Consider the following 23,592-nt stretch of genomic DNA (forward strand, 5'->3'; position numbering starts at 1 on the left):
TTTTACCGAACTAAATCAAAATAATATGCTGAATACAAGATTTAGCGAAACCTCCCTTGATTTTCATTTAATAAAAACGCTACCTAACTTTTCTAGTGACAAACAAAAATATATTTGGAAAAACAGCAATATAACTCTCAAAGTATTCTTATTTCAAATATACAAAATAATCACAATAATTACATATTATTTCCTAAGACTATAAACCTTGAAGAACAAGTTACCATAGATATATTAAATAATTTATTATTATTAGGTGCTTATAATAAATGTAATTTTTTTGAATCCACTAATGGATCAGAAATATATTTTAGATTACCTAATAATGAAAGGCTTCCCATGAAAGTTTTTAGTTTAAATAATCAGCCTATATTAAAAGAAAATAAATTTGAAAATTCTATATTATTTTTAAGTACAAAAATAAACGAAAATGGTGATGTTGACTATAGTGAAGGCTTTAGTGCTGATTGATATAGCCGATGGTAAAATAAATTCTTCTTATATAACTCCTCTAGGCGAGATAATGGATTCTAATTAAAAAAATAATCATATGCCAAATAAAATTATACTATTTCTTATATCATGTTTTTTAAATACTGATTTATTAGCCGATACCGATAAGCAGTAAAAAGATATTGTACCCTATCCTACGCCACTTGAAAATCAAAAGCGTTATGTAATTCATTTACCTACAGAGTCCAATAAAGAAAAGCTAAAAGTAGAATTGCAAGCAACAAAAAATGCAATGCACGATTGTAATCATGTTTGGTTTGGTAGTAAGCTGGAAACAAAAACTTTAGAAGGATGGGGATATAATTATTATATAATCGATCAAGTTAGCGATCACCCTGCTAGTACAATGATGGCAGGCCCAAACGTAAAAGCAACCATACAACCGGTTAGTGTATTTTTAGGCGATGAAACATTTTTAAGATATAATAGCAAACTACCTATCGTAGTATATGCTCCAAAAGATGTTGAACTACATTATGTTATTTGACATCAAAATGATACAATCAATTCTGCAAAGGAAGAATAGGACCATACTATTTTTCAAAAAAATTTAATATACTATATGACATTTAACGTCATCGCGAGCAGTCGCGTAGACTGCGTGGCAATCCAGAAAAAATAATCAAAAATTCTGATTTACAGAATTTTTTACTAGATTGCTTCGTCGAAACTTGCAGTTTCTTCTCGCAATGACGAAGACTAACCTATACAACAAGGTCCGTAGTCGCTCGCAGTTAGATACTAAATTACTCAAAATCTTCCTCTACAGCTTCAACTTCTTGCACTTCCGGTACAAAATGTTTAAGCATAGACTCAATTCCGTTTTTTAAGGTGATGGTGGAACTAGGACATCCAAGGCATGCACCACGAAGTGCTAATTTAACTACACCGTTTTCAAAGCCTTTATATATTATGTCGCCGCCGTCTTGTGCAACAGATGGACGCACCCTAGTTTCAATAATCTCTACGATTTGCTTCTCTATTTCCGAAAGCCCATCAAGGTTATGATTTACATTATCTGCTTTGGTGTTTTCTTCAAATACAGGAAAGCCTGAAACAAAATGATCCATAATAACCATTAAAATTTCAGGCTTTATAACTTGCCAATTACCTTCAGCTTGTTTAGTTACTGTTATAAAATCACTACCAAAAAACACTGATTTTACATTATTAATATGAAATAATGATTCTGCAAGTTTGCTTCTTCCTTTTACTTCAGCAAGCTCACTAAAAAATACCGGCTGATCACTACTTATTTCCTGCCCCGGGCAAAATGTTATTGCATCCGGATTTGGAGTATCTTCAGTTTGAATAAACATATTAAAGCACACTAATAAATTTGTTGATTATTATAAATTGATAGTACTACTTTTACAATATATTTGTATTTAGGCATTTTTGCATGGCTCTCAAAAGCCGTATATGTCATTCCTGCGGCAGCAGGAATCCAGTACTACCTATCCACGTCATTGCGAGAAGGCATTTATGCTGACGACGCAATCTCATGAAATTTAAGAGAGATTGCCACGTCGCTACGCTCTTCACAAGGCATTGTTGCAAGGACTGGTAAAGCACTCGGTGTCATCCCGTGGTTTGACCACGGGATGACAGAGGTGAAATTGATCCACACAACAACGCCTCCTCGCAATGACAATTATAAATATTTTGCTAGATTCCCGCTTTTAGCTAGGAATAACATAAGGCGGTAAATATCTAATTAGTATATAAGCCGGTATAAAACAAAATCCTGCTACAATAAAGAAATAAGTCCAGCCTAAATAAGTAGCTGCATAGCCTGAAATACTACCAAACAATATGTTACTAATATAAGCAATAGAAGTAATTAAAGCAATTTGGGTTATACAATATTTAGAACTACAGCATCTTAATTGGTAAGAAAAAAACGGCGACATAGTTAAGCCCTTGGTAAATTCTTGAAAAAAGACCGCTATATACAAACTTATAATATCTCGATTATAAAAATAGAGAAATAAAAAAGATAGACTAGATAAAGCATGATATATTAATGCTCTTTTAAGCAAATAAGGATATTCATATTTTCGGCACAAAAACCCACCTATAAAACCTCCAAGGATTGCAGCACAAATACCGAAAGCTTTATATCCAAGAGCTAAATCTTTCTTCGTATACCCAATATCGAGATAAAACATATTCGGCATAATTGACAGAAAATTATCTTGAAGACGATATAGAAGCATAAAACTAACAATTATTAGCCATTTAGGTTTCTTAACAAAATCATAAAAAGCATGCCAAAATCTATCAAAATCATTAATAATTATCTTATCTTTAAATTTAAGCGGATAGATTATAATTAATAGTAATGACGGTATACATAAAATTGCCATAGCACGATAAACATCTTGCCAGGATATGATAGTAGATAAATATAACGCTCCTGAACCTGCTATAAGTATACCTATTCTAAAGCCTGTAGTACAAGCTGCCTCACTTATGCCCCAATTTTTATTTGTAATCAGTAACATCTGTGATGATTGAAGTAACATATCATAAATGGACAAAAAAAATGCCACAGCTACTAAGCATAAAGCAAATGGTATAAAATGAGTGTTAGGGTTAAAATTTGTTAGAACATATACACAAAAAATACAACTAACCAAAGCAATAATTAAACAATATTTATATCCCCGCTTACTTAAAGGAGCAAAACTTACTTTTTCAAGCAAAGGACCCCATAAAAATTTAAATATATGAATAAACTTCACTAAACTAAAAAGCCCGATAGTGATTTTATCAAAACCGGATTCTCGAAGCCAAAAAGAAAGAGTTGAACCGATAAGTAAATAAATTAAACCTCCGGGAAAAGAAATTATTAATATAAAGAAAATATTAGATATATATTGAAATCGTGAAAAATTTAAACTTATGAATTTATCCTCCTTTAAAATATACGGATGTCATTCCTGCGAAGGCATTGCCCGCATGGATATCTAATCGTCATTGTGAGCAGTCATAAGGCTGCGTAGCAACCTCATGAGATAATACTAAACTCTTGAGATTGCTTTGTCAATTACTTACGTAATTTCCTCGCAATGATATAAACGACGTAAATCTAAACTACGATACTTTCTTTCTTTATATTACCGTAGCTGTTACCATCAAAGGTTCTTTTACGGCTACTATCAAAAGAATTAAACTTTTTACCGTCACCACCGGCTCTTTTACCGAATGATCTTTTACGATTATTTTTATCACTGCTAAACTCACTACGTGGCGTAGATTCTCCTTTATTTACTAGACGATCGATTGCACGCCATCTAATAACATCATCAGGAGAAATAAAAGACAACGCATGTCCGGTAGCTCCTGCTCTACCCGTTCTACCTATCCTATGTAAATAATCTTCAGGACACATAGGTAAATCATAATTAATAACATGCTGTGTATGAGGAATATCAAGCCCACGAGCCGCTAAATCAGTTGCTACCATTATTCTATGGCTTGACTTACGAAATGATAAAATTACTCTTTCACGTTGACACTGACTTAAATCACCGTGTATAGCTTCTGCTGTATGATTTTCATATTTCAACATTTTAGCTAATTGATCGGCAGAGCGTTTAGTCTTCACAAAAACAATGACTGATCCTTCCCTAGTACCAAGTTGTTTAGTTAATTCACTAAATTTTTCTTTATCAGAAACATGCATTGATTCCTGTTTTATTTCTGCAGCTGCTTTATTAGTAGCACCTACCATAATACGTACCGGATTGTTTAGATATTTTTGAGAAACAGCAATAATATGTTTTGGCATAGTAGCGGAAAACATTAAAACTTGTCTTTTTTCCGGTAAAAATTTATTTATTTCTTCTAATTGTTCTTTCATCCCCATATTAAGCATTCTATCCATTTCGTCAAGTACGGTTATGCCTATACGATCAATTTTTAGACTTCCCCTATTTAAGTGATCGATAATACGCCCCGGCGTACCGATAATCACTTTTTGATTCTTTTTTAATTGCATAAATTGTTTAGGCATCGGTTCACCGCCTATCAAAACTGCACTATTAATTTTATAGGATGTAGTTACTTTATTTAAAGTACTGTGTATTTGCGTTGCTAATTCTCTAGTCGGAACAAGAATTAAAGCAGTAGTTTTATTTTTAATAAATGAATCAATTAACGGCAATAAATAAGCAAGAGTTTTGCCTGAACCTGTTTGGCTAGAAGCGAGTATGTCCGATCCCGCCATTGCAACCGGAATCGATTGCTTTTGTATTTCAGTCGGCTCAGTTATATTCATTGTCTCGAGAGCAATAATTAATTCTTCAGATAAATTAAAATTTTTCATTATATAATCCAATATAGTTTTAAATCAAAATATGCACATTATTGATTAGACCTCTTAACATAACTCATTTCTTAAAGATATATGAGACGTCGACACTGCTCTCTCATCCTTACATACTTAACTATGCACGCTGCGTAGAGTAGCAGTTCTTATTCCCTTTATAAGATAAGTTATGCAAGAGGTCTATTGTATAAAAAATAAGTTATAGTAAATTAAAATAACGACTTATATAATTATCCTGAATCAAAAAATATGCTTAAGCTAGATTACAAAACACCAACTAAATATATAAAACGATAATGAATAATGAAACTATTTTAGAATCTTATTCAAGCCAGAATAATATTATTAGATTTAGGGCATGCTCATACCCTTTAGTAAAAATAATTTATTATACTTAAATTATATAGGTTATTATAAGACAAAAACAAAATATTTACTATTTTGATAAAGATGACTAGGCTACCCTAAATTATAAACAATTTTGGATAGCTGCTTTTGGTATTATAAATATATTTATTTAATTCTGAGGTTAACAGCATAGGCTTTTCCTTGCTTTTCTTCAAGATCAAAAATTACATCTTGTCCTTCTTCAAGGCTATGTAAACCTGCTGCGTCTACGGCTGATTTGTGTACAAACACATCTTTGCCGCCATTTTCCTGTTCAATAAATCCAAAATTCTTCGTAGAATTATACCACTTAACTTTACCTACTATATTTGTAGCCATAAAAACCTTTATTAGATAGAAATTACTTATTTGAACTTAACACATGCTTATAATAACTAAAACTTAAATTTTACTTTAAGCCTTACTTAAATATAAGAGCCGATAAAAATTCATTATGCAAAACTACCTTACCTTGCGGCATTTGTCAATAAACATGTCAATAACATGCAAGAGAAAGTATTACTTTCTGAAACTAATCTATCATATTATTACTATTTTGTCACTATTTAAGTTAATTATCTAATAAATTAATGAGTAAACTAACTATTTTAAAGGTGTTTAATAACTTTTTCATATCAGACTAATATATTAACGATAAAAGTACTTGCTTTTTTGTATTTTTTTTATTAACCTGTCCACTTAGCAAATGCAACCTTAATATCCACAACTGCCCGCGTGATGGAATGGTAGACATAACGGACTTAAAATCCGTGGGGCGTAAGCTCTTGCCGGTTCAAGTCCGGCCGCGGGTACCATTCACCATTTTTAGGCAAATACACCAATGTATCAAACGGCAAACGCAGCATAAAATCAAGCTTTTCAGATTTCAATATTAAGTTCCCAAATATTAAATTTACTAAAAGTCTTTTTTCGCTCACGCTGGAACTTTTAAATATCTTATAGGCACTTGAGGCTGTTGATATCAAGGAAACCTGCAGCAATAACCGAAATTAATGCGTAGCTGTGACCCTAATGTATTAATTCGCACCGCAACTAGATATTATGAGCGAAACTGATTTAGAGATTGCCGCAAAAAACTAATCACCAAGCCAATGCTATTTAATATGTTTGCTTTAGCTGAACATTTGCATAAGACAATTGTCGAAATCAAGCAAATTACAATAGACGAATAGCATCACTGCCTCGCTTATTTTAGACTAAAGAAATCTAGCAAACAGAATAGATTGAAAAGGCAATAAGTAAAAGCTTTTCAGCGTTTTTTACTTAATAATACATACGCTTTAATAAATGCTGTTTATTATATTGTGCTTCAGAATTTGTAGGATCAAGTTCAATTGCTTTATTATAAGACTCAAGAACTAAATTGTATTTACCTAGTAAATAGAAAAAGCCGTATTTTTGAGTAAGATAGATTTATTAAATATATAATTATGCCCCCCTATAAATTACTTCTCTCACATGATAATTAAACTCTATCATTAATATATAAGCTAATTTTAAAGAGTTAACATATAAAGAAGAAGAAATTTTAACCTCTTGAGTCTTATATTGATGAAGAGGAAGAAAAGAAATTAAAAGCTCAAAATGCAAGGAAAGAGCTTAAGTTAATACTAATAACTCTTGGAATAGTCTTGACTAGTTTTTTAACTTTCTGTTATTTCTTTTTTAACTATATAGAAGAAAAAGCAGCAGAATATAAACTACAGCAAGAAGCAGAAGCAAAAAAGTTAGATAAAGCTGAATGATGCAAGCTATAATATTTCAGCAATTCTCAAATAATCTTGAGGGGCAAGATTTTCAGCACGATAATTATCATTGATTTTCAATTGAGTTAATACTTCATGTATATTAGGTACAAGATTTTTCAGTGATGATTTGATCATTTTCCGTCGTCCTGCAAAAGCAAGCTTTGTTATTTGCTCAACTTTATTTATCAGAGCAATAGACGGCGGATTTTCTAAAGGTATTAGTTTAACTATCGCAGAATATACTTTAGGAGGTGGATAGAAAGCAGTTGGCGCTACGTCAAAGCACTTTTCCACTTTAGCTATTAGCTGACATATTACCGATAATCTGCCATATGCTTTAGTTGAGGGCATAGCACAAATACGTTCTACTACTTCCTTTTGTAACATTAGCGTCATACTAGTAATTAGCCGTGCTTCTTTCAGCCATCTAATCACTAACTCAGTACCTATATGATACGGTAAATTAGAGATTATAGTTACTTTATAGTCAATTGATTTGGACTCGCCTATATCGTTACTTATCGCTCTCCTATTAATTATAGGCTTCGCTTCTAGCTTCTTGTATGCAAATCCAACTGAATTGACTATATCATAGCTTAAATCGGTTAAATTTATTTTAAGAGCATCTTGTTTAATAATATTTAGATTAGGATAATATTCTTTAATCTCATTAAGGAGCGGGAGGCATCTCTCATCTGTTTCTATAACAGTTAAGGATTCAGGATTTTTCTGCAATATTGACCTAGTTAACCCTCCTGTGCCGGGCCCTATTTCTAATACTCGGCTATTTTCTGCCAGGTTACTTACACGTACGATTTTATTACATAGATTACTGTCAAAAATAAAATTTTGTCCGTGCTTTTTAAGAGGATTAACTTGATGTAAAGCTGTGTGTTTTGCAATTGAAGGGAGCATAGGGTATGTTATTCCCGTGAAAGCGGGAATCCAGTAAAACATATAAAAACTTGTTTTTATATGTTTATTTTTATCAAATATAATTCTGTATTAATAATCAAGGTTATTTTTCTGGATTCCCGCCTACGCGGGAATGACATAGAATAACACACACTAAGACGGCAGCATTATTTTTATAGCTGCTTTCTTACGCATATTTTCAAACATTTTTTGTGCTTTTTGCGAAATCTTTTTATTGGTTAGGAAATTTACTACATAATTATTTTCATCTTCATTAACATTTAAGATTTTTTTGCTGCACACTAATGTTATTTCAAATTTGTTATTTACTTCAAAAACATTACTTGCTTTATCAGGAGTTAAGTCCTTTATAATAGTTTGTTTTACGCCTTCTATCTTGCTAAGCTTATCGGTAATAATTTGCATAGTAGCAAAATTATCATAAAGCGATTTTTTAACATCCGCACATTTTTTTAGTCGATTTTTCAAATTATTCATCTGCGTAAACGCTTTATTGTCACCATCTTTAGATGTAAATACTTGCATTGAAATTTCTACGTCTTTTTGATCGCTAGATAAAATTGCGACATCTATTTCTTTATTACTTACTTGTACCGATCTTGATAGACTTGATAAAATATTCATTTTAATCAACTCGGATTTAATTTGGGAAATAAAACTATCAGGATTAACCGATCTGCTTTTTAGATACTGAAGAAGAGAACCGTGAGGCATTTTATTACGATCTTCAATAGACTTAATAGCGTTATCTATCTCTTCTTGCGAAATTTCCCTATCTCCTGCATATTGAAAAAGCAAAGATTCGTCAATTAAGCTCTTGAGTGCTAAGTCACTTAGCTGCTTATCTTGAGCAGGCGTTAGACTTTCAACATTATTTAGTGCCATAATCATTTTTTTTCTAGCACGGAACTCATTAAGAGTAATAGGTTCATCATTTACGGATGCTACTATATTCGGTAATGATGCTTGTGCTACATTAAAAGTAAAAAAAACGGTAATGATTAATAATAATCTTCTCATGTGATACTCTGAATAAGTGACCAGTAAGTAGACGAAGTTTTATTTGGAAAAGAGCAAGGAGTCTATAAGTCAAGGAGCGGAGCGTACATTTAGTACGTGAGCACCGCAGAACTTATAAGACGACGTAGCCAATTTTTCAAATAAAACGAGTATACTCACATGTTTAAAACTTTTAAACCGATAGAAATAGTCGGCGAAGAGGTAGTCTTTTTGATTCCTCTACTTTCATCGGCTAGATAATCGGAATAAATCTTTGCAGTAATTCTAACACAATCTTTAGCATATGTCATCCTAATAGTTCGAGTAAGTAAATTTGGAGATCGTCTGGAGAGATCAATGCGTGCACCAAAGCCTATAGTCCAATTTTCCGCTAGCTGATAATTTATGTCTCCATAAAATTGTCGTACTCTATTATTTGAAACCTTTATACTTTCTACGGAATAATATTTGTTAAGATTGGTAAGCTGAATAAAACTACCTAGAAAGTTAATCTTATCATAGTTAAAATTTCCTCCCACTTCATCTCTAATAGGTCTGAAATATCTATCTTTCCGAAAGCTATAAAACACTTCTAAATTATTAGAAAGATTACCTAGTATCTGCCCTACATTTTCCGTATCATCAGCCGGCAAATCTATACTATATCTTGTATTACGGGAGTGTCCTAAAAATAATTTTAAATAATTTTCTTCTTTAGCAATACTAGTATTTAAGCCGTAACTTAATCTATTACCGAAATCATGGCAATCAATACCGCTATAACGGTTGGATAAAAAGATATTTTGTTCGGATAATTCATATTTAGCAGGATCAATTATAACAAATTTTTTATCTTTCTTAGATAGTTTACGTCCCATAGTAAAAGAAACTACCGGCTCAATAAGTAAATTTATCGTTTTTGTTATATTGCCTACTAACGGATAACGCCATAAAGTTTGCAATTCCGGTATATTCCTTTGAAATGATTTACTTTCTCTCGGCTTATCTACATAAGCCCGTTTAGCAAGATAAAAATCGCCCCTATCTTTAGCAGCAAAATCAAAAATTTGTCCTGAAGCAGTCAACACATTATGCATAAAGGATAGTTGCAAAGAGGTTCTAGCAACTTGTTTTCCTATTCTTTCTTTGTACATTAACGTATTATTTTCAACAACGATATGGCTGTTGTCATTATCATTCAAATTTATCACGTTTTTTGTATTGATTTTTGGTAATACTAGAGGATCGGTATATTTACGATCATTACTACCTAAGCCTTGAAAACTTAATCCTTCTGCCGAAAAATAATCAGCCTCATGAATTTTATTTAAGAATATTTTAGAAGTTAAATATGAAGCGTAGTTATTATAATAATTTCTTAAATAAGCTTTATCCGATGTACGCTCCACCCTGAAACCGTAATCATAAACTTTATCGGTACTAATAAAATTACCGCTTGCTATATAATGATAAGAAGAAACTTTTTTATTTTTCACTACACTTCCGTCTTTTTCTAGAAAATACGGTAATTTACCGTAACTAACTTGAAAATTCATATTATCGGTATCATTCAGGCGATAACGTGCTTCTAGCTCATAAGTTTGATATTTACTAAAAATTCTTGGAGTGAGAGTAAAATCCATATTAGGTTTTGCACGTAGATATAGGGGGATGCCAAATCCTTTATTTTTGACGTCAGGTACCAATAATCCGGAAGTTGCAGGGGCCGTAGGAGTCGGATGAAAAAAATACGGTAAGTAAAAAATCGGTACACCGTATACTTCAAAAAACACGTTTTTATAAACTACTCTATGCTCTGCGGAATGAATATAAGTATCCTTAGCAGCAATTTGCCAAATAGGGTTTCTATTACAAGTAACATCACAAGGGGTAAACTCGGCATGGTGCAGCTTAAGATTATTTTCATTTATTCTTTCGGCAAGTTTAGCAATTAAAAGATTATTATCACCGGAAAGCAAAATGAATTCCGATATGATACCTTTTTTAAATTCATCTTTTAAAACCGCTTTGTCTCCCTCTATTATCCGATTTTGTTTATCCTTAATTCGGATATTACCTTCTGCCCATAAAATATCGTTTTCTATATCATAAAGTAAATTATCTGCCGTTAATAAATACTCATCCGTGATAATTCTTATATTACCTTTAGCATATATCAAATCCTGATTTTCATTATACTCTACGAAGTCAGCTATAATATTGCTTATTTTAATATTTTGACCATTCTTAGAAAGAGCGGCAAAACTTACCAAAGAAAATATTATGATAATAAGCAAACATATTATTCGCAGTAGCATTTATATTAATAAATATATTTTAATAGTAAAAAATAATAGCAAGCTATTAGCAATATATCAAATAATAAAAAATTTTGCTTGCTCTTTTGTAGTGCAAGGTTATTCTATGGAGATGATACATTGCGAGGAGATGCATAGCATCGACGTGGCAATCTCATGAAGTAGGATAAACTCCTGAGATTGCTTCGTCAAAACTTATAGTTTCTCCTCGTAATGACGAATAATGTGCTACCCTCAGCGCAAAAAACCAAGTACTAATAAAATGCTAGACAATTTCATTGCGCATCAAGCAACCAAAGAGTTTTCAGTTAGTGAGATTTCTAATAAAATCAAAGAGCTATTAGAAAATAATTTTGGCTATATTAAGGTAAAAGGCGAAATTTCAGGCTTAAAAATAGCAAACTCAGGTCATGCTTATTTTAACTTAAAAGAAAATACCGCCATTTTAGCCTGTACTTGCTGGCGTCCTATTCTTGCTAAAATCAAATTTCCTTTAAATGACGGCATGGAAGTAGTAATTAGCGGTAAACTCTCAAGTTATGCAGGTAATTCACGTTATCAATTATCGGTAGATAATTTGCAACCCGCAGGACTTGGAGCTATGCTGCAAATTCTAAATGAGCGTAAAGCAAGGCTCGAGAAAGAAGGCTTATTTAATAAAATACGTATTCCTATACCCTTTTTACCTGATAAAATAGGCGTTATCACTTCAATAACCGGTGCTGTTATTAAAGATATTATTCATCGTATTCGCGAACGTTTTCCGACTCGGGTAATAATATGGCCGGTTAGCGTACAAGGCGAAAATTCCAGCAATGAAATTGCTGAAGCAATTGAAGGATTTAACAATTTAGAAGAGGTAAATAAACCACGTGTTATAATCGTTGCTAGAGGTGGCGGTTCTATAGAAGATCTTTGGTCATTTAACGATGAGATATTAGTACGTGCTGCTTATAACTCAAAAATTCCTATTATTTCCGCGGTAGGTCATGAAGTGGATTATACTTTAATAGATTTAGCAGCCGATAAAAGAGCTCCAACACCGACTGCTGCCGCAGAATTTGCTGTACCGGTACGATCTATTTTAAATAATACGCTACAATCTTATGAAAAAATATTATTGAATAATATTAGCCGGTTAATTAAATATCACGAACAAAATATAGTAAATTACGATAAAATACACAGATATCTCTCTCACTATATAAATAATAGGCAGCAATTACTGGACGAAACCGGTTTTAATTTACTAGATGCTTTACCATGCTTTATTGCACTACAAGAAACAAAGATTAAATCTTTTTCTAAAGAAAGAGTTAACCCTGCTAAAATAATCAATTACAAAACATTAGAATTAACACATCAAACAGCTTATCTATCAAAATCGGCAAATAATACTTTGAAAAACTTTGAGTATAAATTAGAATTAAATAGTACGTTACTTGCAAGCCTTGATTATCACAACGTATTAAAACGAGGTTTTGCTATAGTTAAAGGAGAAACGGGTAATTTTTTATCTTCTAAAATTACTGCTGCGAATGAAAAAATTTTTAATATTAAATTTTCTGACGGTGAAATTAAAGTAGTTCGTGATTAAAGGCTTTGGTTTTTAACGTTATTGCGAGCAGCCGTAGGCTGCGTGGCAATCTCATGAAATAATGATAAGCTCCTTAGATTGCTTCGTCGCATTACTGCGTAATTCTTCTCGCAATGACGATAAAATATTGCTACGGGATGACATTTTAATTCTAAAAAAATACAGACCATGCAAATTTTAAAGCTTTTTATTTTTATACTTCTCATTTCTAAAAATTTGTATGCTTTAAGCATAGGCATGAACGAACAACAAGCAATTTTAGAATGCGAAGGGACAGCTGATAAAAAAACTTTGATAAATGCATGGTATGTAAATGAGCCTTATCAATACTTAATTGCTGCTTTAAACGGTCATACTACCGTTTCCGGTATGGATATAGAATTAATTAACGCTATTGCTGCAAAAATAGGTATCAATATTGAGTACAATCAAGATAGCTGATATCAAGATCAATTAGATACTCAAAGCGGCAATGCCGACATGACAGCAGGAGCTACTTATACTACTGAGAAGAGTTGCAATGGTTATTATTCACAAAATTGAGCCTCTAAGTTTTTGGGGACCGTTTTTTGCTTTCATTACAGCTAATTGCGGTGCAATATTACGAGATTTTATTATGAAAGAAAATTCAATTCAGAGGATACTAAGAAGAGTTAGTATTGAAATCACTGTATTATGGGGTATAGCTTTTAGCGTATTATTAGATATGTACAGTAGTAATCCAAATTATCATACAATAAAATATTTAATGAGTATAGTAATTTCCGGAGCATTTATTACTAGCCTCTTAGTTTATCATTTTGGTTGTCTTGAGTGGCGATTCCGTAATGAAAAATTAGAAGATATAGAAAAACAAACATGAAGATAGCTACTTGGAATATTAATTCCATAAAAACAAGACTTAATTTATTGCGTAATTTTTTATCTAAAGAAAATCCGGATATTTTATTATTGCAAGAAATAAAATGCGAAACCGCAAAATTTCCTTTTGATGCATTATCCGATCTACCTTATAATGCTTATGTTCACGGACAAAAATCATATAACGGCGTTGCTATAATTTCAAAATTTCCTGCCGATGAAATAATTAAGGATTTTCCGAATAATTACTGCAGTGCTCAAGCAAGATTCTTAGAAATAAAATTATCATTACCTATAGGGTTTTGTAATATAATCTCACTCTATGCTCCTAACGGTTCATTTATCGGTAGCGATAAATTTGTAGCAAAACTAGCATTTTATGATAATTTTATCAATTATCTATCAACTAAAAAATCTTTTGACGAAAAAACTATCATAGGCGGTGATTTCAATATTGCACCGTTCGATATAGATGTATATTCACCTAAGTTACTAGCTGAAACTACTTGTTTTACTGAGATTGAACAAAAAAAATTACGCACTATTCTAAATTCCGGATTTGAGGATTTGTACAGATTAATGCATCCGAGTAAACAAGAATTTTCATGGTGGGATTATAGAGCCGGATGTTTTGAACAAAATAAAGGTATGAGGATTGATATGATTCTTGGTTGTAATAATACTATTGACTATTTAGAAAATTGCTATATGGATTATAATTTAAGGACTCAAGAAAAACCTTCAGATCATATACCGGTAATTGCGAGTTTTAAGGGATAGTCAATGTGGAATGTTGCTATCTTAGGATGCTGTATGTCATTCCCGCGTAGGCAGGAGTCCAAAAAAATAGCTTTAATATTGATATAGGAGTTACATAATTTGATAAAATAACCATATAAAAACAAGTTTTTATATGATTTTAATGGATTCCCGCCTACGCGGGAATGACATAGACCACTTTTTAAAAACAAATATATGTCTCCAAAATTCATGACATTTTACGAAAAATATATGACGATTGTCGGTACAATCGGCAATTTTATGTTTTATGTACAGGCTCATAAGATTTTCACCTGCCAATCTTCGGCTTCTGTTTCTATGCCTGCCTTTACTATAAGTGCTATTGCTCTTTGTAGTTGGCTTATATACGGCATATTAATAAAAAATACACCTATTATAATAGCAAATATAGTAGGTTTTATCGGGGCATTATTAGTTCTCTCAACCATAATAATATATTAATAATGACTAAAAAAATCATTACTTTAGTTGGTCGTCCGAATGTAGGCAAATCAACGCTTTTCAATAGATTAAGCATACGTAAAAAAGCTATCGTTCACGATTTACCAGGCGTCACTAGAGATAGAAAATATACAGACGGCAAAATCGGCTCTTTTGAATTTTTGTTAATTGATACCCCAGGACTTGACGAGAATCCTAATAGTATGGGAGAAAGGTTAATGGAGCAGACTACTAAAGCAATTTTAGAGGCAGATTTAATTTGCTTTATGGTTGACGGTAGAAGCGGAATATTACCTGATGATAAGCTACTTAGTAGTTTTGTTAGAAAATATAATAAGCCTGCTATATTGTTAGTTAACAAATGCGAGAAAGCTTTTGATTTTGATAAAGAGTACTACAAATTAGGGTTTGATAGTATGATAGCTATCTCTGCCGAGCATGGCACAGGCTTAATTGATTTATATGACGAAATTATTACCAAGTTACCTGAAGAAGAATCAATCGAGACAACTATAGCCGATCCAATTAAAGGAGATTGTTTGCAGATAGTAGTTAGTGGCAGACCTAACGCCGGAAAATCTACTTTTATAAACGCTCTTATTAATGATGAAAGATTATTAACCGGTCCTGAAGCCGGCATTACTCGTGAATCAATTGAAATTGATTGGCAATATAAAAATAATCATATTAAATTGATTGATACGGCAGGACTCCGCAAGAAATCTACTATTACAGAGTCTTTAGAAAAATTATCGGCATCGGATACTATTAACAGTATTAAATTTGCTAATACCGTAATCTTAATGATTGATGCTTTAGCTCCTTTAAAACAGCAAGATTTAAATATTGCAAGCCATGTGGTAAATGAAGGAAGAAGTATAGTTATAGTAGTGAATAAATGGGATTTAGTTAAAGAATCCGAAAAAGAAGCATTTCAGGAAGAATTTTATTATCAGATAAATACTCATCTGCCTCAGGTTAAAGGTATCCCCGTTCTATTCATTTCAGCAATAAATAAACAAAATATTGAACAAGTGCTAGATGCTTGTCTTAAAATTTATAAAATTTGGAATAAGAAAATAACTACTAGCAAATTAAATGAATGGCTTAATTTTACTACGGAAGCACATCCGCTGCCTTTACAAAAAGGCGGCAGAAGAGTGCGTGTAAAATATATGACTCAAACAAAAACCCGCCCCCCTACTTTCAAGCTATTCTCCAATAATCCGGAAAAAATTACCGATAGCTATACTAGGTATTTAGTAAACAATATGCGTGAGGCTTTTGACATGCCGGGCGTTCCTATTAGATTCACTTACGTAAAAACTAAAAACCCGTATGTGTAGTTTAAAATTAATTAATAACAGTTTAGTTATTAGCACTGAAAAATCTGAATTAGATCTATTACTAGATAATATTACTGATTCTAATTGTCATCATGAATTATTAAGTAATGATAAGACTAAAGGTAATGAAATATGGTAACTTATATACTTTAACCAAGCTGTAAATTAGATAAGTTCGCTATTCCAACTACACTTATTTTTTCTGTTTTTTTATATGTATTATTCCCGGCGGTAACAATATATAAATGTTCTAACTGCAAATCGGCAAGAACGGTATGCATTGATTTAGTAATACTAGGAGCATCAGCATTTTTTACTTCAAAGCCGTATTTCTTACCATTCTTAATAATTAATAAATCTAATTCTACTCCTGTTTGCGTTCGCCAAAAAAAATACTCTGCATCCGTTTTAAATTTACGTATTAACTCCTCTATTACAAACCCTTCAAATGAAAGACTGCGTTTTGGATGAACATACCAATCATGTTCGTGAATCCCTAATAAGGCATGTAGTATTCCACTATCTCGTATATAGACTTTCGGTGCTTTTACTTGACGTTTTGAGATATTTTCATACCAAGGTTTTAATAACCGAATCATAAAAGTTTGCTCTAATATTTCAGTATAACGTTTGATAGTCATATCCGTTAAACCGAGCGACCTTCCAAGCTCGCTATAATTTAATAATTGCCCATGATTATGAGCAAGCATCATCCATCATAACTGCCTCATTACATGTGCATTAAGAGATATTTCCTAAACTAGGCAAATCACGCTCGATAAAACTAGTGATGTAGCTATTACACCATCTAAGACTTTGGACATAATTTTTTGCTAAATATAATTTAGGAAAACCACCTCTTAACCATAACTCCCTAAAATCATTTATCTCTATTAAATTGAACGGAGTAAGCTCCGTATATTCAATACGGCCGGCTAATGATTCTGAAGATTGTTGCAATAATTCTCCAGAAGCACTACCTAATATTAAAAATTTTTTGTTTGAATAGTCATCAAGAACTCTTAAATAAGGAAAAATTTCAGGTTGTCTTTGAATTTCATCAATTACTATTAAACCGTTTAAAGGCTCAAGAGTTGTTTTAAGATTCTTAAATTGATCTAAGTGAGCGGATCCTCAAGGTCAAAAAAGTAGCTCTTTTCATCTTCTTTAAGCTGTTTAATATAAGCGTGAGCTAAGGTAGTTTTACCACATTGCCTTGGACCGAGAATGGCACAAATAGGGAATATTTCAAGGACACCTGTGATATGTGTTAAATAATAATTTCTTTCTATCAGCCTTGTAATTTCATAATGACACTTTGAATTTACAATATAATTTTAATCAAATAATAGCAAGATGTTTCTAGGTCCTGTGCACTTTTGATTAATGATTATAATTATGAGATATTTTTAAGCGAAAATTAATAAGATTTTTGAAGGAATAGTTATGCATATTTCAAAAAAATTTGATAATTTCCAGCTAAAAAGAGCCATAATTATAATCATTAATCAAAAGTGCACAGGACTTAGGCTCCTCTACCGGATTTTCCTATCTCTCTTTGTCTTTCTTCTAACATCTTACTTGTATGCGGTCCTACCACTTCTTTATCTTTACTAAATTTACTTTTTCCTAAATTCACTATAGTTTCTGCTACTACTCCTAGCACTTTTGGATCTGATAATAATTTTAACACCAGCAATATAATTTTACCGTATTCATGTTTGCTAAATTTATCGGCAATTTGAATTAATTCAGGTACATGTCTACCGGCTATCTTTACTAATTTTTCACCGTCTAATTTTAATTTTTGACCCTTAGGTGTTTTATTTTAAAACTCATCTACAACCGATCCTAAACTACTTGCATGTTTTGTTAATAGTTCAGGAAGGTCTTTTTCAATTATTTTGCTTATTTCCGGATTATGGTTTTTAATTTATATCAAAGGACTAATCAATTCCTTTACCTCTTTTACCTTTTCTTCTTTTGATTTCTCTTCCTTTGGAAGTGGCTTAATTAACTGAAATTTTTGTATTATATCAGCAACTTTATCGCTATCGGAAAGAGCGAGGCTTGCAAGTTTAGTAATTGACGGCAGAGCATCTTTTAAAAAAGGCGTAGATGCATCTAATGCCTTATGTATAAACTCCGGATCTTTCCCTTGTGATTCTATTCTTTCCGTTACTTTAGGATGTTTTAAAACATCTAATATATCCTGTTTATTACTATCTAAATATCGCGGTAATTCTTTTTCTAAAACAGGAGATAAATTATCAATAATTTTTTTGGCATTTTCAACTAACTCTACTATTTGAGGTTTTTTGCCTTTTAATAACTCTTTTTTAGTTTCAGTACCTAACCCTTCCATATTTAGGTTAATTTTAGTCCAACGCTGATTTTCTTTAAGCTGACTATAAGCTTTTATAGCTGAAGAAATACTTTCAATTAATTTTTCGCTAGAATTTACAAGTAGTGCTACTGTATTGGCAATTAATTCAGATTTAGCGATTTTTTGTGCTTTATTATTTATTATATTTTCCGTAATTTGAACTAACCCCTTTTGATTATCAGGATTTTTTAAATTTTTTAAAATTGTACTAAATCGTGATTAAGAAGGGGTTTTACTTTGTCTGAAATAATAATGTCATGTATATTTTTAATATAGCACCTTGAGATGACGCGTTTTTTTGTTTAATATTCTTATATATTTCTTGTACTTTTGGGTTTAAATCGCTTTCTAGTGCTTTAGATATTAAATCTACTCCTAGTGTAGATAATTCTCTGATAAATTTAGGACTTATTTTGTCTAATACATTTATTTTTTCTGTTTCGGAAGTTTGAAAGTTTTTTGTTATTTTGCTAAGCCTCTTATTTAAAATAGGCGTGAGAAGATATGGGATAACTTTAGACTGTAAAAGAGTTTCTTTTGAACTATTGGATATAGTTTCGGAATGTAAAACAGAAGCACATTTTTTTATAAGCGATTCTGCATCTGCTATCATCTTGCAACCAGCTTCAATAGAACCTACACTAGTGATAGCACTTCTCGCTTTTCTAAGGTTATTAAGCTCCAATGCAAGATCAGGTAAAACTTGAGAAGCCTCCCAGGTAAACTGTAATGCACTAGGAACATTCCCGACTGCTTGGATAACACTTTGTATTATACCTAAATTATCTTTATTAAGATCTAGATATCGTTTATTTAACTCATCATATTTTTTGTTACCTGTTTCAGCTCCAAGAGCTAAATATCCAACTTGAACCCACGAAAGGTTTTTATATTCTTCATCAAACTGTTGCCTTATATTATCAATGGATTCCTGCTCTTGCTCTTGGCTTTTAGACATTTAAATACCTTTATATAATTTAAAGGTTTATAAAATTTTACTTTTTAATTTTTGTTAATTTTAAAAGTCATGGTCATCTTGCAATGGTTTTTTACTATAATTTTTCATTTACCGGTAAATCCATACTAACCTCTCCACACAATAAAACGATATTCTCCATTACCTGAGGATCTATATCCGGGTTGTTATACTCTTTATTTTTCTGAATCCAGTTGTAATAGTAAGGGTCAGGCCATAATTCCATGATTTTCGGTAAAGATTTTTGCTGTATAGTACCAACATTATACTCGCGTTTTAAAACTTCAGCCGGCATTCACCCCGATAAAATATATTTCCGAGAAATGCAAAATCGATTTAATATTATTATCGGGATCTATATGGATTTATAATATTCACGTTGTACATCATTAAGCAATTTCGCTACTATAAGTGGTTTATCTAGATGCTTTTCTATACTTACTAAAGCTATATTTTCTAAGTTTTCGGGGCATTGAACAATTTTATCTAAAGCCGTTAATTTTTCAAACTTTTCCTCTCCTATTGTTTCTTTCAGGTCTCTTTTATATTTTTGTTCTTTATCTGAAGGAAATACTAATTTATCATTTTTACAATCAACCACAAAAGGAGTAGTAATAGGATATTTAATAAATAAATCTTTTAGTTTCATAATAATAAATTTCTTAATATATAAGGCTATAATATTAATAATTTTTTATATGTCAAATAATATCCTCTAGACTATCTAGGTTATGCTTTACCAATCGTAACAACTTCGCTTCAGGGCTTAGATTTTTCACGGCCCATTTTTTAATCCAAGGTTCGGCGAGCTGCCACATATTAACATTACCGTCTAACTGTCTGCCTATCCCTTCCACCATTATTAAAGTCTTTTGTAATAACAACAACTCCGGTTGTACTTCCATACCGAAATCTTCCGTGATTTTAAATAAATGTGCAAACAGCTTACCTATGGAAATATTTTTTATGGGTGTCCCTACTATAGGCTCGGTAACTGCTCTACAACTTTGAGCAAATAAATCTAAATCGGTATTTGATGGGATGTAGCCGGCTCTTAAATGTACTTTAGCAACTAATTTATAATCACGCCTTAAAAAGCCAAATAGACTTTCGGCAACGGCTAAACGATCTTTTTCTTTAAGTCTGCCCATAATACCGAAATCAAGTAAAATTATCTTACCTTGCTTATTCACTAAAATATTCCCTGCATGTAAATCAGCATGAAAAAATCCGTCTCTATAGGCTTGATTAAAAAACATTACGGCAAAATCCTGAGATATTTTTGCAGGCTCTAACCCCATTTCCTTTAGTAGCAAAGTATCATATATAGAAGTGCCGTCTAACCACTCGGTGGTTAGTATATTTTCTGATGTTAAATCCCAATATATTTTAGGGATTATCACGTTAATATCATTTCGCATATTATCCGTAAGCTCAGAAGCTGCTGCCGCCTCTAAACGTAAATCAAGCTCAAATTTCATAGTTTCATGAAATTTATCGACTACTTTAATCGGTTTTAGCCTTTTTGCTTTAGAAAATTTTGAGATAATTTTTGCAAGAAAATATAGCAGCTTAATATCTCTGTTATATTTTTTATGAATACCCGGACGCAAAATTTTTACCGCAACATATTCACCGGTTATAAGTTGTGCTTTATGTACCTGCGAAATTGATGCGGCAGCGATAGGGGTATCGTCGAGGTGTAAGAAAGGGAGGGCGTCATGGCTCACAGTCGTAGACTGCGTGGCAATCTTTTGTTTGCTTGCTGAGATTGCTTCGTCGACATAAATGTCTCCTCGCAATGACGTTATCAACCTTCTAGCCACCCCACCATCAAACGGAGGTAGCTTATCTTGCAGTAACCTTAAATAACCTGCTATCTCTACTCCTACTAAATCGGCTCTTGTCGAAAGAGTTTGTCCGAATTTTATATAAATAGGTCCAAGATCACTTAAACAATCTATTAAGCGTTTGCCGTAATCTTCCCGTGATTTTTTTATTAACGAGACCGGAGCAAAAAATAAGGCTAATATATAACCGATAAACCTGAAATATTTAGGACTTCTTGAATCAATTAAGATTTGCTTTTTACTGATGATATGAAAAATACGTATTAAATTAAAAAAATTACTTATCATCTATTATATACTCCGAAGTAAAATAAAGAGTAGTATACGAAGATCAACTTCAAAAAGAGCAAGGAGTTCACAAGTTGAGGAGCGGAGCGTATACTTAATACGTGAGTACCGCAGATCTTGTAGAACGACGTAGCCAATTTTTGAAGTTCATCGAGTATACGCACTGTGGATAGCAACTATTCCGCCACTTAGATTTTTATAACCAACTTCCTCAAAACCGGCGTCTTTAATCATTATTCTAAACTCGTCTTGTGAGGGGAACAAATCTATACTTTCGACCAAATATTCATATGCCTCTTTATTACCCGCTATCATTTGACCAATACTCGGTATAATATTAAATGAGTAGAATTTATAGAAATCTTTTATGTATCCTTCCTTTACTTTTGAAAACTCAAGACATATAAACTTGCCCATTGGTTTTAAAACCCTACATGCTTCCTTTAAAGCCTTATTTATATCAGGTACGTTTCTAATACCGAATGCTATAGTATAATAATCAAAACTATCATCTGGAAACGGTAGTTCTTCAGCACTTGCTACAGTAAATTTAAGATTTTGAAATAAATTCAGATCTATTGCTTTTTTCTTAGCTTGCTTTAACATTTCTTCATTAATATCACTTAAAGTTAAAGAGATATTATTAACTCTATCTCTTGCTTTTTTAGCAAGTTTTAAAGCAATATCACCGCTACCGCTAGCAACATCTAATATATGAGAGTTAAGATTTGGAATTTGCCTAATAAATTCATCTTTCCATAAGCGATGTAATCCCAAACTCATTAAGTCATTCATTAAATCATACTTATCAGCGACATTAGAAAAAATGTTATTTACTAAACCTTGTTTTTTAGTGTAGTCTACTTTTTTAAAGCCAAAATTTGTTTGGTTCATAGTTTTTTATTATAAATATTAGTATCAAATGCCGGAACTTCCTGAAGTAGAAACTCTTAAAAACTCTCTAAAAGATAAGCTAATCGGGCTTATTATAGAAAATGTAGAGTTAAAAAGAGATAATTTACGTTATAAGCTATCCCCGCTTTTAGCTACAGAAATCTTAAATACTAATATACTGGATGTTAGGCGTCGTGCAAAATATTTAATTATAGATTTTAATAATGATTATTCTTTAATAGTTCATCTAGGCATGAGCGGTATATTTACTCTGCAATCTGCTAATTATAAAACTCAAAAACACGATCATGTGATTTTTGATTTAAGTAACGGCGAAAAGTTAATTTTCAACGATACTAGACGATTCGGTATGATTTATAGTTTTAAGACTGATCTCTTAGAAAAAGAATTTTTTAATGATTTAGGCATAGAGCCTTTTTCTGATTTATTAACGTTAGAATATCTAAAAGATAAGCTACAAACTAAAAAAATACCGATAAAAAACTTGATTATGGATAATAGAGTTATAGTCGGAGTCGGTAATATCTATGCTTCCGAAAGTCTTCATTTAGCTAGAATTCATCCGGATAAATCAGGTAGCGATTTAAGGGATGATGAAATAGAAAATTTAATTAAATCGATTAGAGATGTGTTAACTAAAGCTATAACTGCCGGCGGTACTACTCTTAAAGATTTTGTAAATGGCGATAACAAACCTGGTTATTTTACTCAGCAACTTACGGTTTACGGTAGAGAGGGACAAAGTTGTTTAAGCTGCTCTAGCACTATTATCAAGACAAAGCATTCAGGCAGAAGTACTTTTTATTGTAAAACTTGCCAATATAGTTAATTCACTTGACATATTTTTTAAAACTATTTATAAAACTCTTTATT

27 protein-coding genes, 1 tRNA gene and 2 pseudogenes are annotated in these 23,592 nt (G+C 31.9%); 13 read left to right on the forward strand and 17 right to left on the reverse strand.

The annotated features are described in order from the left end of the window. The first annotated feature begins 114 nt into the window (after positions 1-114). Both RGRA_RS0106510 and RGRA_RS09330 read left to right on the forward strand, forming a co-directional pair. Positions 115-471 carry a hypothetical protein gene (locus RGRA_RS0106510; protein WP_017442497.1) on the forward strand — a complete coding sequence of 119 codons (357 nt, stop codon included), beginning with the start codon at positions 115-117 and terminating at the stop codon, positions 469-471. A gap of 163 nt (positions 472-634) precedes the next feature. Next, positions 635-1,000: an ecotin family protein gene (locus RGRA_RS09330; RefSeq protein WP_095531975.1), complete on the forward strand. Its 366-nt coding sequence runs from the start codon at positions 635-637 to the stop codon at positions 998-1,000. Between the two features lie 259 nt (positions 1,001-1,259). Here the strand turns inward: RGRA_RS09330 and RGRA_RS0106520 are convergent, their stop codons facing one another. The 4 genes from RGRA_RS0106520 to RGRA_RS0106540 form a co-directional block, all read right to left on the reverse strand. Then, entirely contained in the window at positions 1,260-1,832 is a 573-nt protein-coding gene (locus RGRA_RS0106520) for a NifU family protein (protein WP_017442499.1), read from the reverse strand. Between the two features lie 363 nt (positions 1,833-2,195). Then, positions 2,196-3,422, reverse strand: coding sequence for an MFS transporter (locus RGRA_RS0106530; protein WP_084520607.1), 1,227 nt, complete (start codon positions 3,420-3,422; stop codon positions 2,196-2,198). Between the two features lie 185 nt (positions 3,423-3,607). Further along, the gene (locus RGRA_RS0106535) at positions 3,608-4,846 is read right to left on the reverse strand and encodes a DEAD/DEAH box helicase (protein ID WP_017442501.1); all 1,239 of its coding nucleotides are present in this window, start codon (positions 4,844-4,846) and stop codon (positions 3,608-3,610) included. Positions 4,847-5,362: 516 nt separating this feature from the next. Continuing rightward, entirely contained in the window at positions 5,363-5,575 is a 213-nt protein-coding gene (locus RGRA_RS0106540; RefSeq protein WP_008579233.1) for a cold-shock protein, read from the reverse strand. A 390-nt stretch (positions 5,576-5,965) separates the two neighbouring features. On the opposite strand from RGRA_RS0106540, the gene RGRA_RS0106545 reads away from it, so the two are divergent. After that, positions 5,966-6,051 (forward strand) — tRNA-Leu (locus tag RGRA_RS0106545). Between the two features lie 469 nt (positions 6,052-6,520). Here the strand turns inward: RGRA_RS0106545 and RGRA_RS10995 are convergent. Beyond that, positions 6,521-6,670 carry a tetratricopeptide repeat protein gene (locus RGRA_RS10995; RefSeq protein ID WP_084520609.1) on the reverse strand — a complete coding sequence of 50 codons (150 nt, stop codon included), beginning with the start codon at positions 6,668-6,670 and terminating at the stop codon, positions 6,521-6,523. Positions 6,671-6,804: 134 nt separating this feature from the next. Between RGRA_RS10995 and RGRA_RS11000 the strand changes: the two genes are divergently transcribed. After that, complete coding sequence (locus RGRA_RS11000; protein ID WP_084520608.1) at positions 6,805-7,002, forward strand: RP671a family tick cell line-upregulated protein; 198 nt, start codon at positions 6,805-6,807, stop codon at positions 7,000-7,002. A 6-nt stretch (positions 7,003-7,008) separates the two neighbouring features. Here the strand turns inward: RGRA_RS11000 and rsmA are convergent, their stop codons facing one another. The 3 genes from rsmA to RGRA_RS0106565 form a co-directional block, all read right to left on the reverse strand. Beyond that, positions 7,009-7,920, reverse strand: coding sequence for a 16S rRNA (adenine(1518)-N(6)/adenine(1519)-N(6))-dimethyltransferase RsmA (gene rsmA / locus RGRA_RS0106555; protein WP_017442502.1), 912 nt, complete (start codon positions 7,918-7,920; stop codon positions 7,009-7,011). Between the two features lie 153 nt (positions 7,921-8,073). Next, positions 8,074-8,961: a SurA N-terminal domain-containing protein gene (locus tag RGRA_RS0106560; protein WP_017442503.1), complete on the reverse strand. Its 888-nt coding sequence runs from the start codon at positions 8,959-8,961 to the stop codon at positions 8,074-8,076. A 155-nt stretch (positions 8,962-9,116) separates the two neighbouring features. After that, positions 9,117-11,258 carry an LPS-assembly protein LptD gene (locus tag RGRA_RS0106565; RefSeq protein WP_029662683.1) on the reverse strand — a complete coding sequence of 714 codons (2,142 nt, stop codon included), beginning with the start codon at positions 11,256-11,258 and terminating at the stop codon, positions 9,117-9,119. Here RGRA_RS0106565 and RGRA_RS14450 point away from each other — a divergent pair. Together RGRA_RS14450 and xseA are read left to right on the forward strand one after the other, a co-directional pair. Next, positions 11,224-11,428 (forward strand): annotated as a pseudogene (locus RGRA_RS14450) (hypothetical protein). The gene RGRA_RS0106565 and the pseudogene RGRA_RS14450 sit on opposite strands and share 35 nt — an antisense overlap. A gap of 92 nt (positions 11,429-11,520) precedes the next feature. Beyond that, entirely contained in the window at positions 11,521-12,855 is a 1,335-nt protein-coding gene (xseA, locus tag RGRA_RS0106575; RefSeq protein WP_017442506.1) for an exodeoxyribonuclease VII large subunit, read from the forward strand. Here xseA and RGRA_RS11965 read toward each other — a convergent pair. Beyond that, entirely contained in the window at positions 12,852-13,025 is a 174-nt protein-coding gene (locus tag RGRA_RS11965) for a hypothetical protein (protein WP_157668036.1), read from the reverse strand. The two genes, xseA and RGRA_RS11965, sit on opposite strands and share 4 nt — an antisense overlap. Here RGRA_RS11965 and RGRA_RS09345 point away from each other — a divergent pair. From RGRA_RS09345 to RGRA_RS12400, 6 genes are all read left to right on the forward strand, one after another. Further along, positions 13,024-13,296 (forward strand): hypothetical protein, encoded by a 273-nt coding sequence (locus tag RGRA_RS09345; RefSeq protein WP_017442507.1) that lies wholly within the window; start codon positions 13,024-13,026, stop codon positions 13,294-13,296. The genes RGRA_RS11965 and RGRA_RS09345 overlap by 2 nt on opposite strands. Positions 13,297-13,375: 79 nt before the next feature. Then, positions 13,376-13,717 (forward strand): hypothetical protein, encoded by a 342-nt coding sequence (locus RGRA_RS13815; RefSeq protein WP_017442508.1) that lies wholly within the window; start codon positions 13,376-13,378, stop codon positions 13,715-13,717. After that, entirely contained in the window at positions 13,714-14,496 is a 783-nt protein-coding gene (gene xth / locus RGRA_RS0106590; RefSeq protein WP_017442509.1) for an exodeoxyribonuclease III, read from the forward strand. Before RGRA_RS13815 ends, xth begins: the two co-directional genes overlap by 4 nt. Positions 14,497-14,691: 195 nt before the next feature. Beyond that, on the forward strand, positions 14,692-14,958 hold the full coding sequence (locus RGRA_RS11005; RefSeq protein WP_017442511.1) for a SemiSWEET family sugar transporter: 267 nt from the start codon (positions 14,692-14,694) through the stop codon (positions 14,956-14,958). Positions 14,959-14,960: 2 nt separating this feature from the next. Next, entirely contained in the window at positions 14,961-16,304 is a 1,344-nt protein-coding gene (gene der, locus RGRA_RS0106600) for a ribosome biogenesis GTPase Der (protein WP_017442512.1), read from the forward strand. After that, positions 16,297-16,443: a hypothetical protein gene (locus RGRA_RS12400; protein ID WP_017442513.1), complete on the forward strand. Its 147-nt coding sequence runs from the start codon at positions 16,297-16,299 to the stop codon at positions 16,441-16,443. The genes der and RGRA_RS12400 overlap by 8 nt, the downstream gene beginning before the upstream one ends. Positions 16,444-16,453: 10 nt before the next feature. On the opposite strand, the pseudogene RGRA_RS14455 reads toward RGRA_RS12400, so the two are convergent. From RGRA_RS14455 to ubiE, 8 genes and pseudogenes are all read right to left on the reverse strand, one after another. After that, positions 16,454-17,599, reverse strand: a pseudogene (locus tag RGRA_RS14455) (ATP-binding protein). A gap of 230 nt (positions 17,600-17,829) precedes the next feature. Beyond that, on the reverse strand, positions 17,830-17,997 hold the full coding sequence (locus RGRA_RS12155; RefSeq protein WP_017442514.1) for a hypothetical protein: 168 nt from the start codon (positions 17,995-17,997) through the stop codon (positions 17,830-17,832). A gap of 240 nt (positions 17,998-18,237) precedes the next feature. Continuing rightward, positions 18,238-18,669 carry a hypothetical protein gene (locus RGRA_RS13830; protein ID WP_017442515.1) on the reverse strand — a complete coding sequence of 144 codons (432 nt, stop codon included), beginning with the start codon at positions 18,667-18,669 and terminating at the stop codon, positions 18,238-18,240. A 253-nt stretch (positions 18,670-18,922) separates the two neighbouring features. Further along, the gene (locus tag RGRA_RS13835) at positions 18,923-19,648 is read right to left on the reverse strand and encodes a hypothetical protein (RefSeq protein ID WP_017442516.1); all 726 of its coding nucleotides are present in this window, start codon (positions 19,646-19,648) and stop codon (positions 18,923-18,925) included. Positions 19,649-19,742: 94 nt separating this feature from the next. Further along, complete coding sequence (locus RGRA_RS0106635) at positions 19,743-19,961, reverse strand: hypothetical protein (protein ID WP_016926481.1); 219 nt, start codon at positions 19,959-19,961, stop codon at positions 19,743-19,745. A gap of 60 nt (positions 19,962-20,021) precedes the next feature. Then, positions 20,022-20,315: a hypothetical protein gene (locus tag RGRA_RS0106640; protein WP_017442517.1), complete on the reverse strand. Its 294-nt coding sequence runs from the start codon at positions 20,313-20,315 to the stop codon at positions 20,022-20,024. 52 nt (positions 20,316-20,367) lie between these two features. Beyond that, positions 20,368-21,804, reverse strand: a complete 1,437-nt coding sequence (gene ubiB / locus RGRA_RS0106645; RefSeq protein ID WP_017442518.1) for a 2-polyprenylphenol 6-hydroxylase — start codon at positions 21,802-21,804, stop codon at positions 20,368-20,370. A 147-nt stretch (positions 21,805-21,951) separates the two neighbouring features. Beyond that, positions 21,952-22,698: a bifunctional demethylmenaquinone methyltransferase/2-methoxy-6-polyprenyl-1,4-benzoquinol methylase UbiE gene (gene ubiE / locus RGRA_RS0106650; RefSeq protein ID WP_014363206.1), complete on the reverse strand. Its 747-nt coding sequence runs from the start codon at positions 22,696-22,698 to the stop codon at positions 21,952-21,954. A 28-nt stretch (positions 22,699-22,726) separates the two neighbouring features. On the opposite strand from ubiE, the gene mutM reads away from it, so the two are divergent. Then, on the forward strand, positions 22,727-23,548 hold the full coding sequence (gene mutM, locus RGRA_RS0106655; protein WP_017442519.1) for a bifunctional DNA-formamidopyrimidine glycosylase/DNA-(apurinic or apyrimidinic site) lyase: 822 nt from the start codon (positions 22,727-22,729) through the stop codon (positions 23,546-23,548). Positions 23,549-23,592 lie beyond the last annotated feature (44 nt).

The organism is Rickettsia gravesii BWI-1, assembly GCF_000485845.1.
Classification (GTDB): Bacteria; Pseudomonadota; Alphaproteobacteria; order Rickettsiales; family Rickettsiaceae; genus Rickettsia; species Rickettsia rickettsii.

Bases quoted from the DNA above. Each gene is read 5' to 3' on its own strand.
- RGRA_RS0106565 (WP_029662683.1), bottom strand. From the start codon at position 11,258: ATGCTACTGCGAATAATATGTTTGCTTATTATCATAATATTTTCTTTG.
- RGRA_RS13830 (WP_017442515.1), bottom strand. From the start codon at position 18,669: ATGGAAGGGTTAGGTACTGAAACTAAAAAAGAGTTATTAAAAGGCAAA.
- mutM (WP_017442519.1), top strand. From the start codon at position 22,727: ATGCCGGAACTTCCTGAAGTAGAAACTCTTAAAAACTCTCTAAAAGAT.
- ubiB (WP_017442518.1), bottom strand. From the start codon at position 21,804: ATGATAAGTAATTTTTTTAATTTAATACGTATTTTTCATATCATCAGT.
- RGRA_RS13815 (WP_017442508.1), top strand. From the start codon at position 13,376: ATGGTTATTATTCACAAAATTGAGCCTCTAAGTTTTTGGGGACCGTTT.
- RGRA_RS09345 (WP_017442507.1), top strand. From the start codon at position 13,024: ATGCAAATTTTAAAGCTTTTTATTTTTATACTTCTCATTTCTAAAAAT.
- RGRA_RS0106535 (WP_017442501.1), bottom strand. From the start codon at position 4,846: ATGAAAAATTTTAATTTATCTGAAGAATTAATTATTGCTCTCGAGACA.
- RGRA_RS0106520 (WP_017442499.1), bottom strand. From the start codon at position 1,832: ATGTTTATTCAAACTGAAGATACTCCAAATCCGGATGCAATAACATTT.
- RGRA_RS0106560 (WP_017442503.1), bottom strand. From the start codon at position 8,961: ATGAGAAGATTATTATTAATCATTACCGTTTTTTTTACTTTTAATGTA.
- RGRA_RS0106540 (WP_008579233.1), bottom strand. From the start codon at position 5,575: ATGGCTACAAATATAGTAGGTAAAGTTAAGTGGTATAATTCTACGAAG.
- der (WP_017442512.1), top strand. From the start codon at position 14,961: ATGACTAAAAAAATCATTACTTTAGTTGGTCGTCCGAATGTAGGCAAA.
- RGRA_RS11005 (WP_017442511.1), top strand. From the start codon at position 14,692: ATGTCTCCAAAATTCATGACATTTTACGAAAAATATATGACGATTGTC.
- xseA (WP_017442506.1), top strand. From the start codon at position 11,521: ATGCTAGACAATTTCATTGCGCATCAAGCAACCAAAGAGTTTTCAGTT.
- xth (WP_017442509.1), top strand. From the start codon at position 13,714: ATGAAGATAGCTACTTGGAATATTAATTCCATAAAAACAAGACTTAAT.
- rsmA (WP_017442502.1), bottom strand. From the start codon at position 7,920: ATGCTCCCTTCAATTGCAAAACACACAGCTTTACATCAAGTTAATCCT.
- RGRA_RS13835 (WP_017442516.1), bottom strand. From the start codon at position 19,648: ATGTCTAAAAGCCAAGAGCAAGAGCAGGAATCCATTGATAATATAAGG.
- ubiE (WP_014363206.1), bottom strand. From the start codon at position 22,698: ATGAACCAAACAAATTTTGGCTTTAAAAAAGTAGACTACACTAAAAAA.
- RGRA_RS12400 (WP_017442513.1), top strand. From the start codon at position 16,297: ATGTGTAGTTTAAAATTAATTAATAACAGTTTAGTTATTAGCACTGAA.
- RGRA_RS0106640 (WP_017442517.1), bottom strand. From the start codon at position 20,315: ATGAAACTAAAAGATTTATTTATTAAATATCCTATTACTACTCCTTTT.
- RGRA_RS11965 (WP_157668036.1), bottom strand. From the start codon at position 13,025: ATGGTCTGTATTTTTTTAGAATTAAAATGTCATCCCGTAGCAATATTT.
- RGRA_RS0106635 (WP_016926481.1), bottom strand. From the start codon at position 19,961: ATGCCGGCTGAAGTTTTAAAACGCGAGTATAATGTTGGTACTATACAG.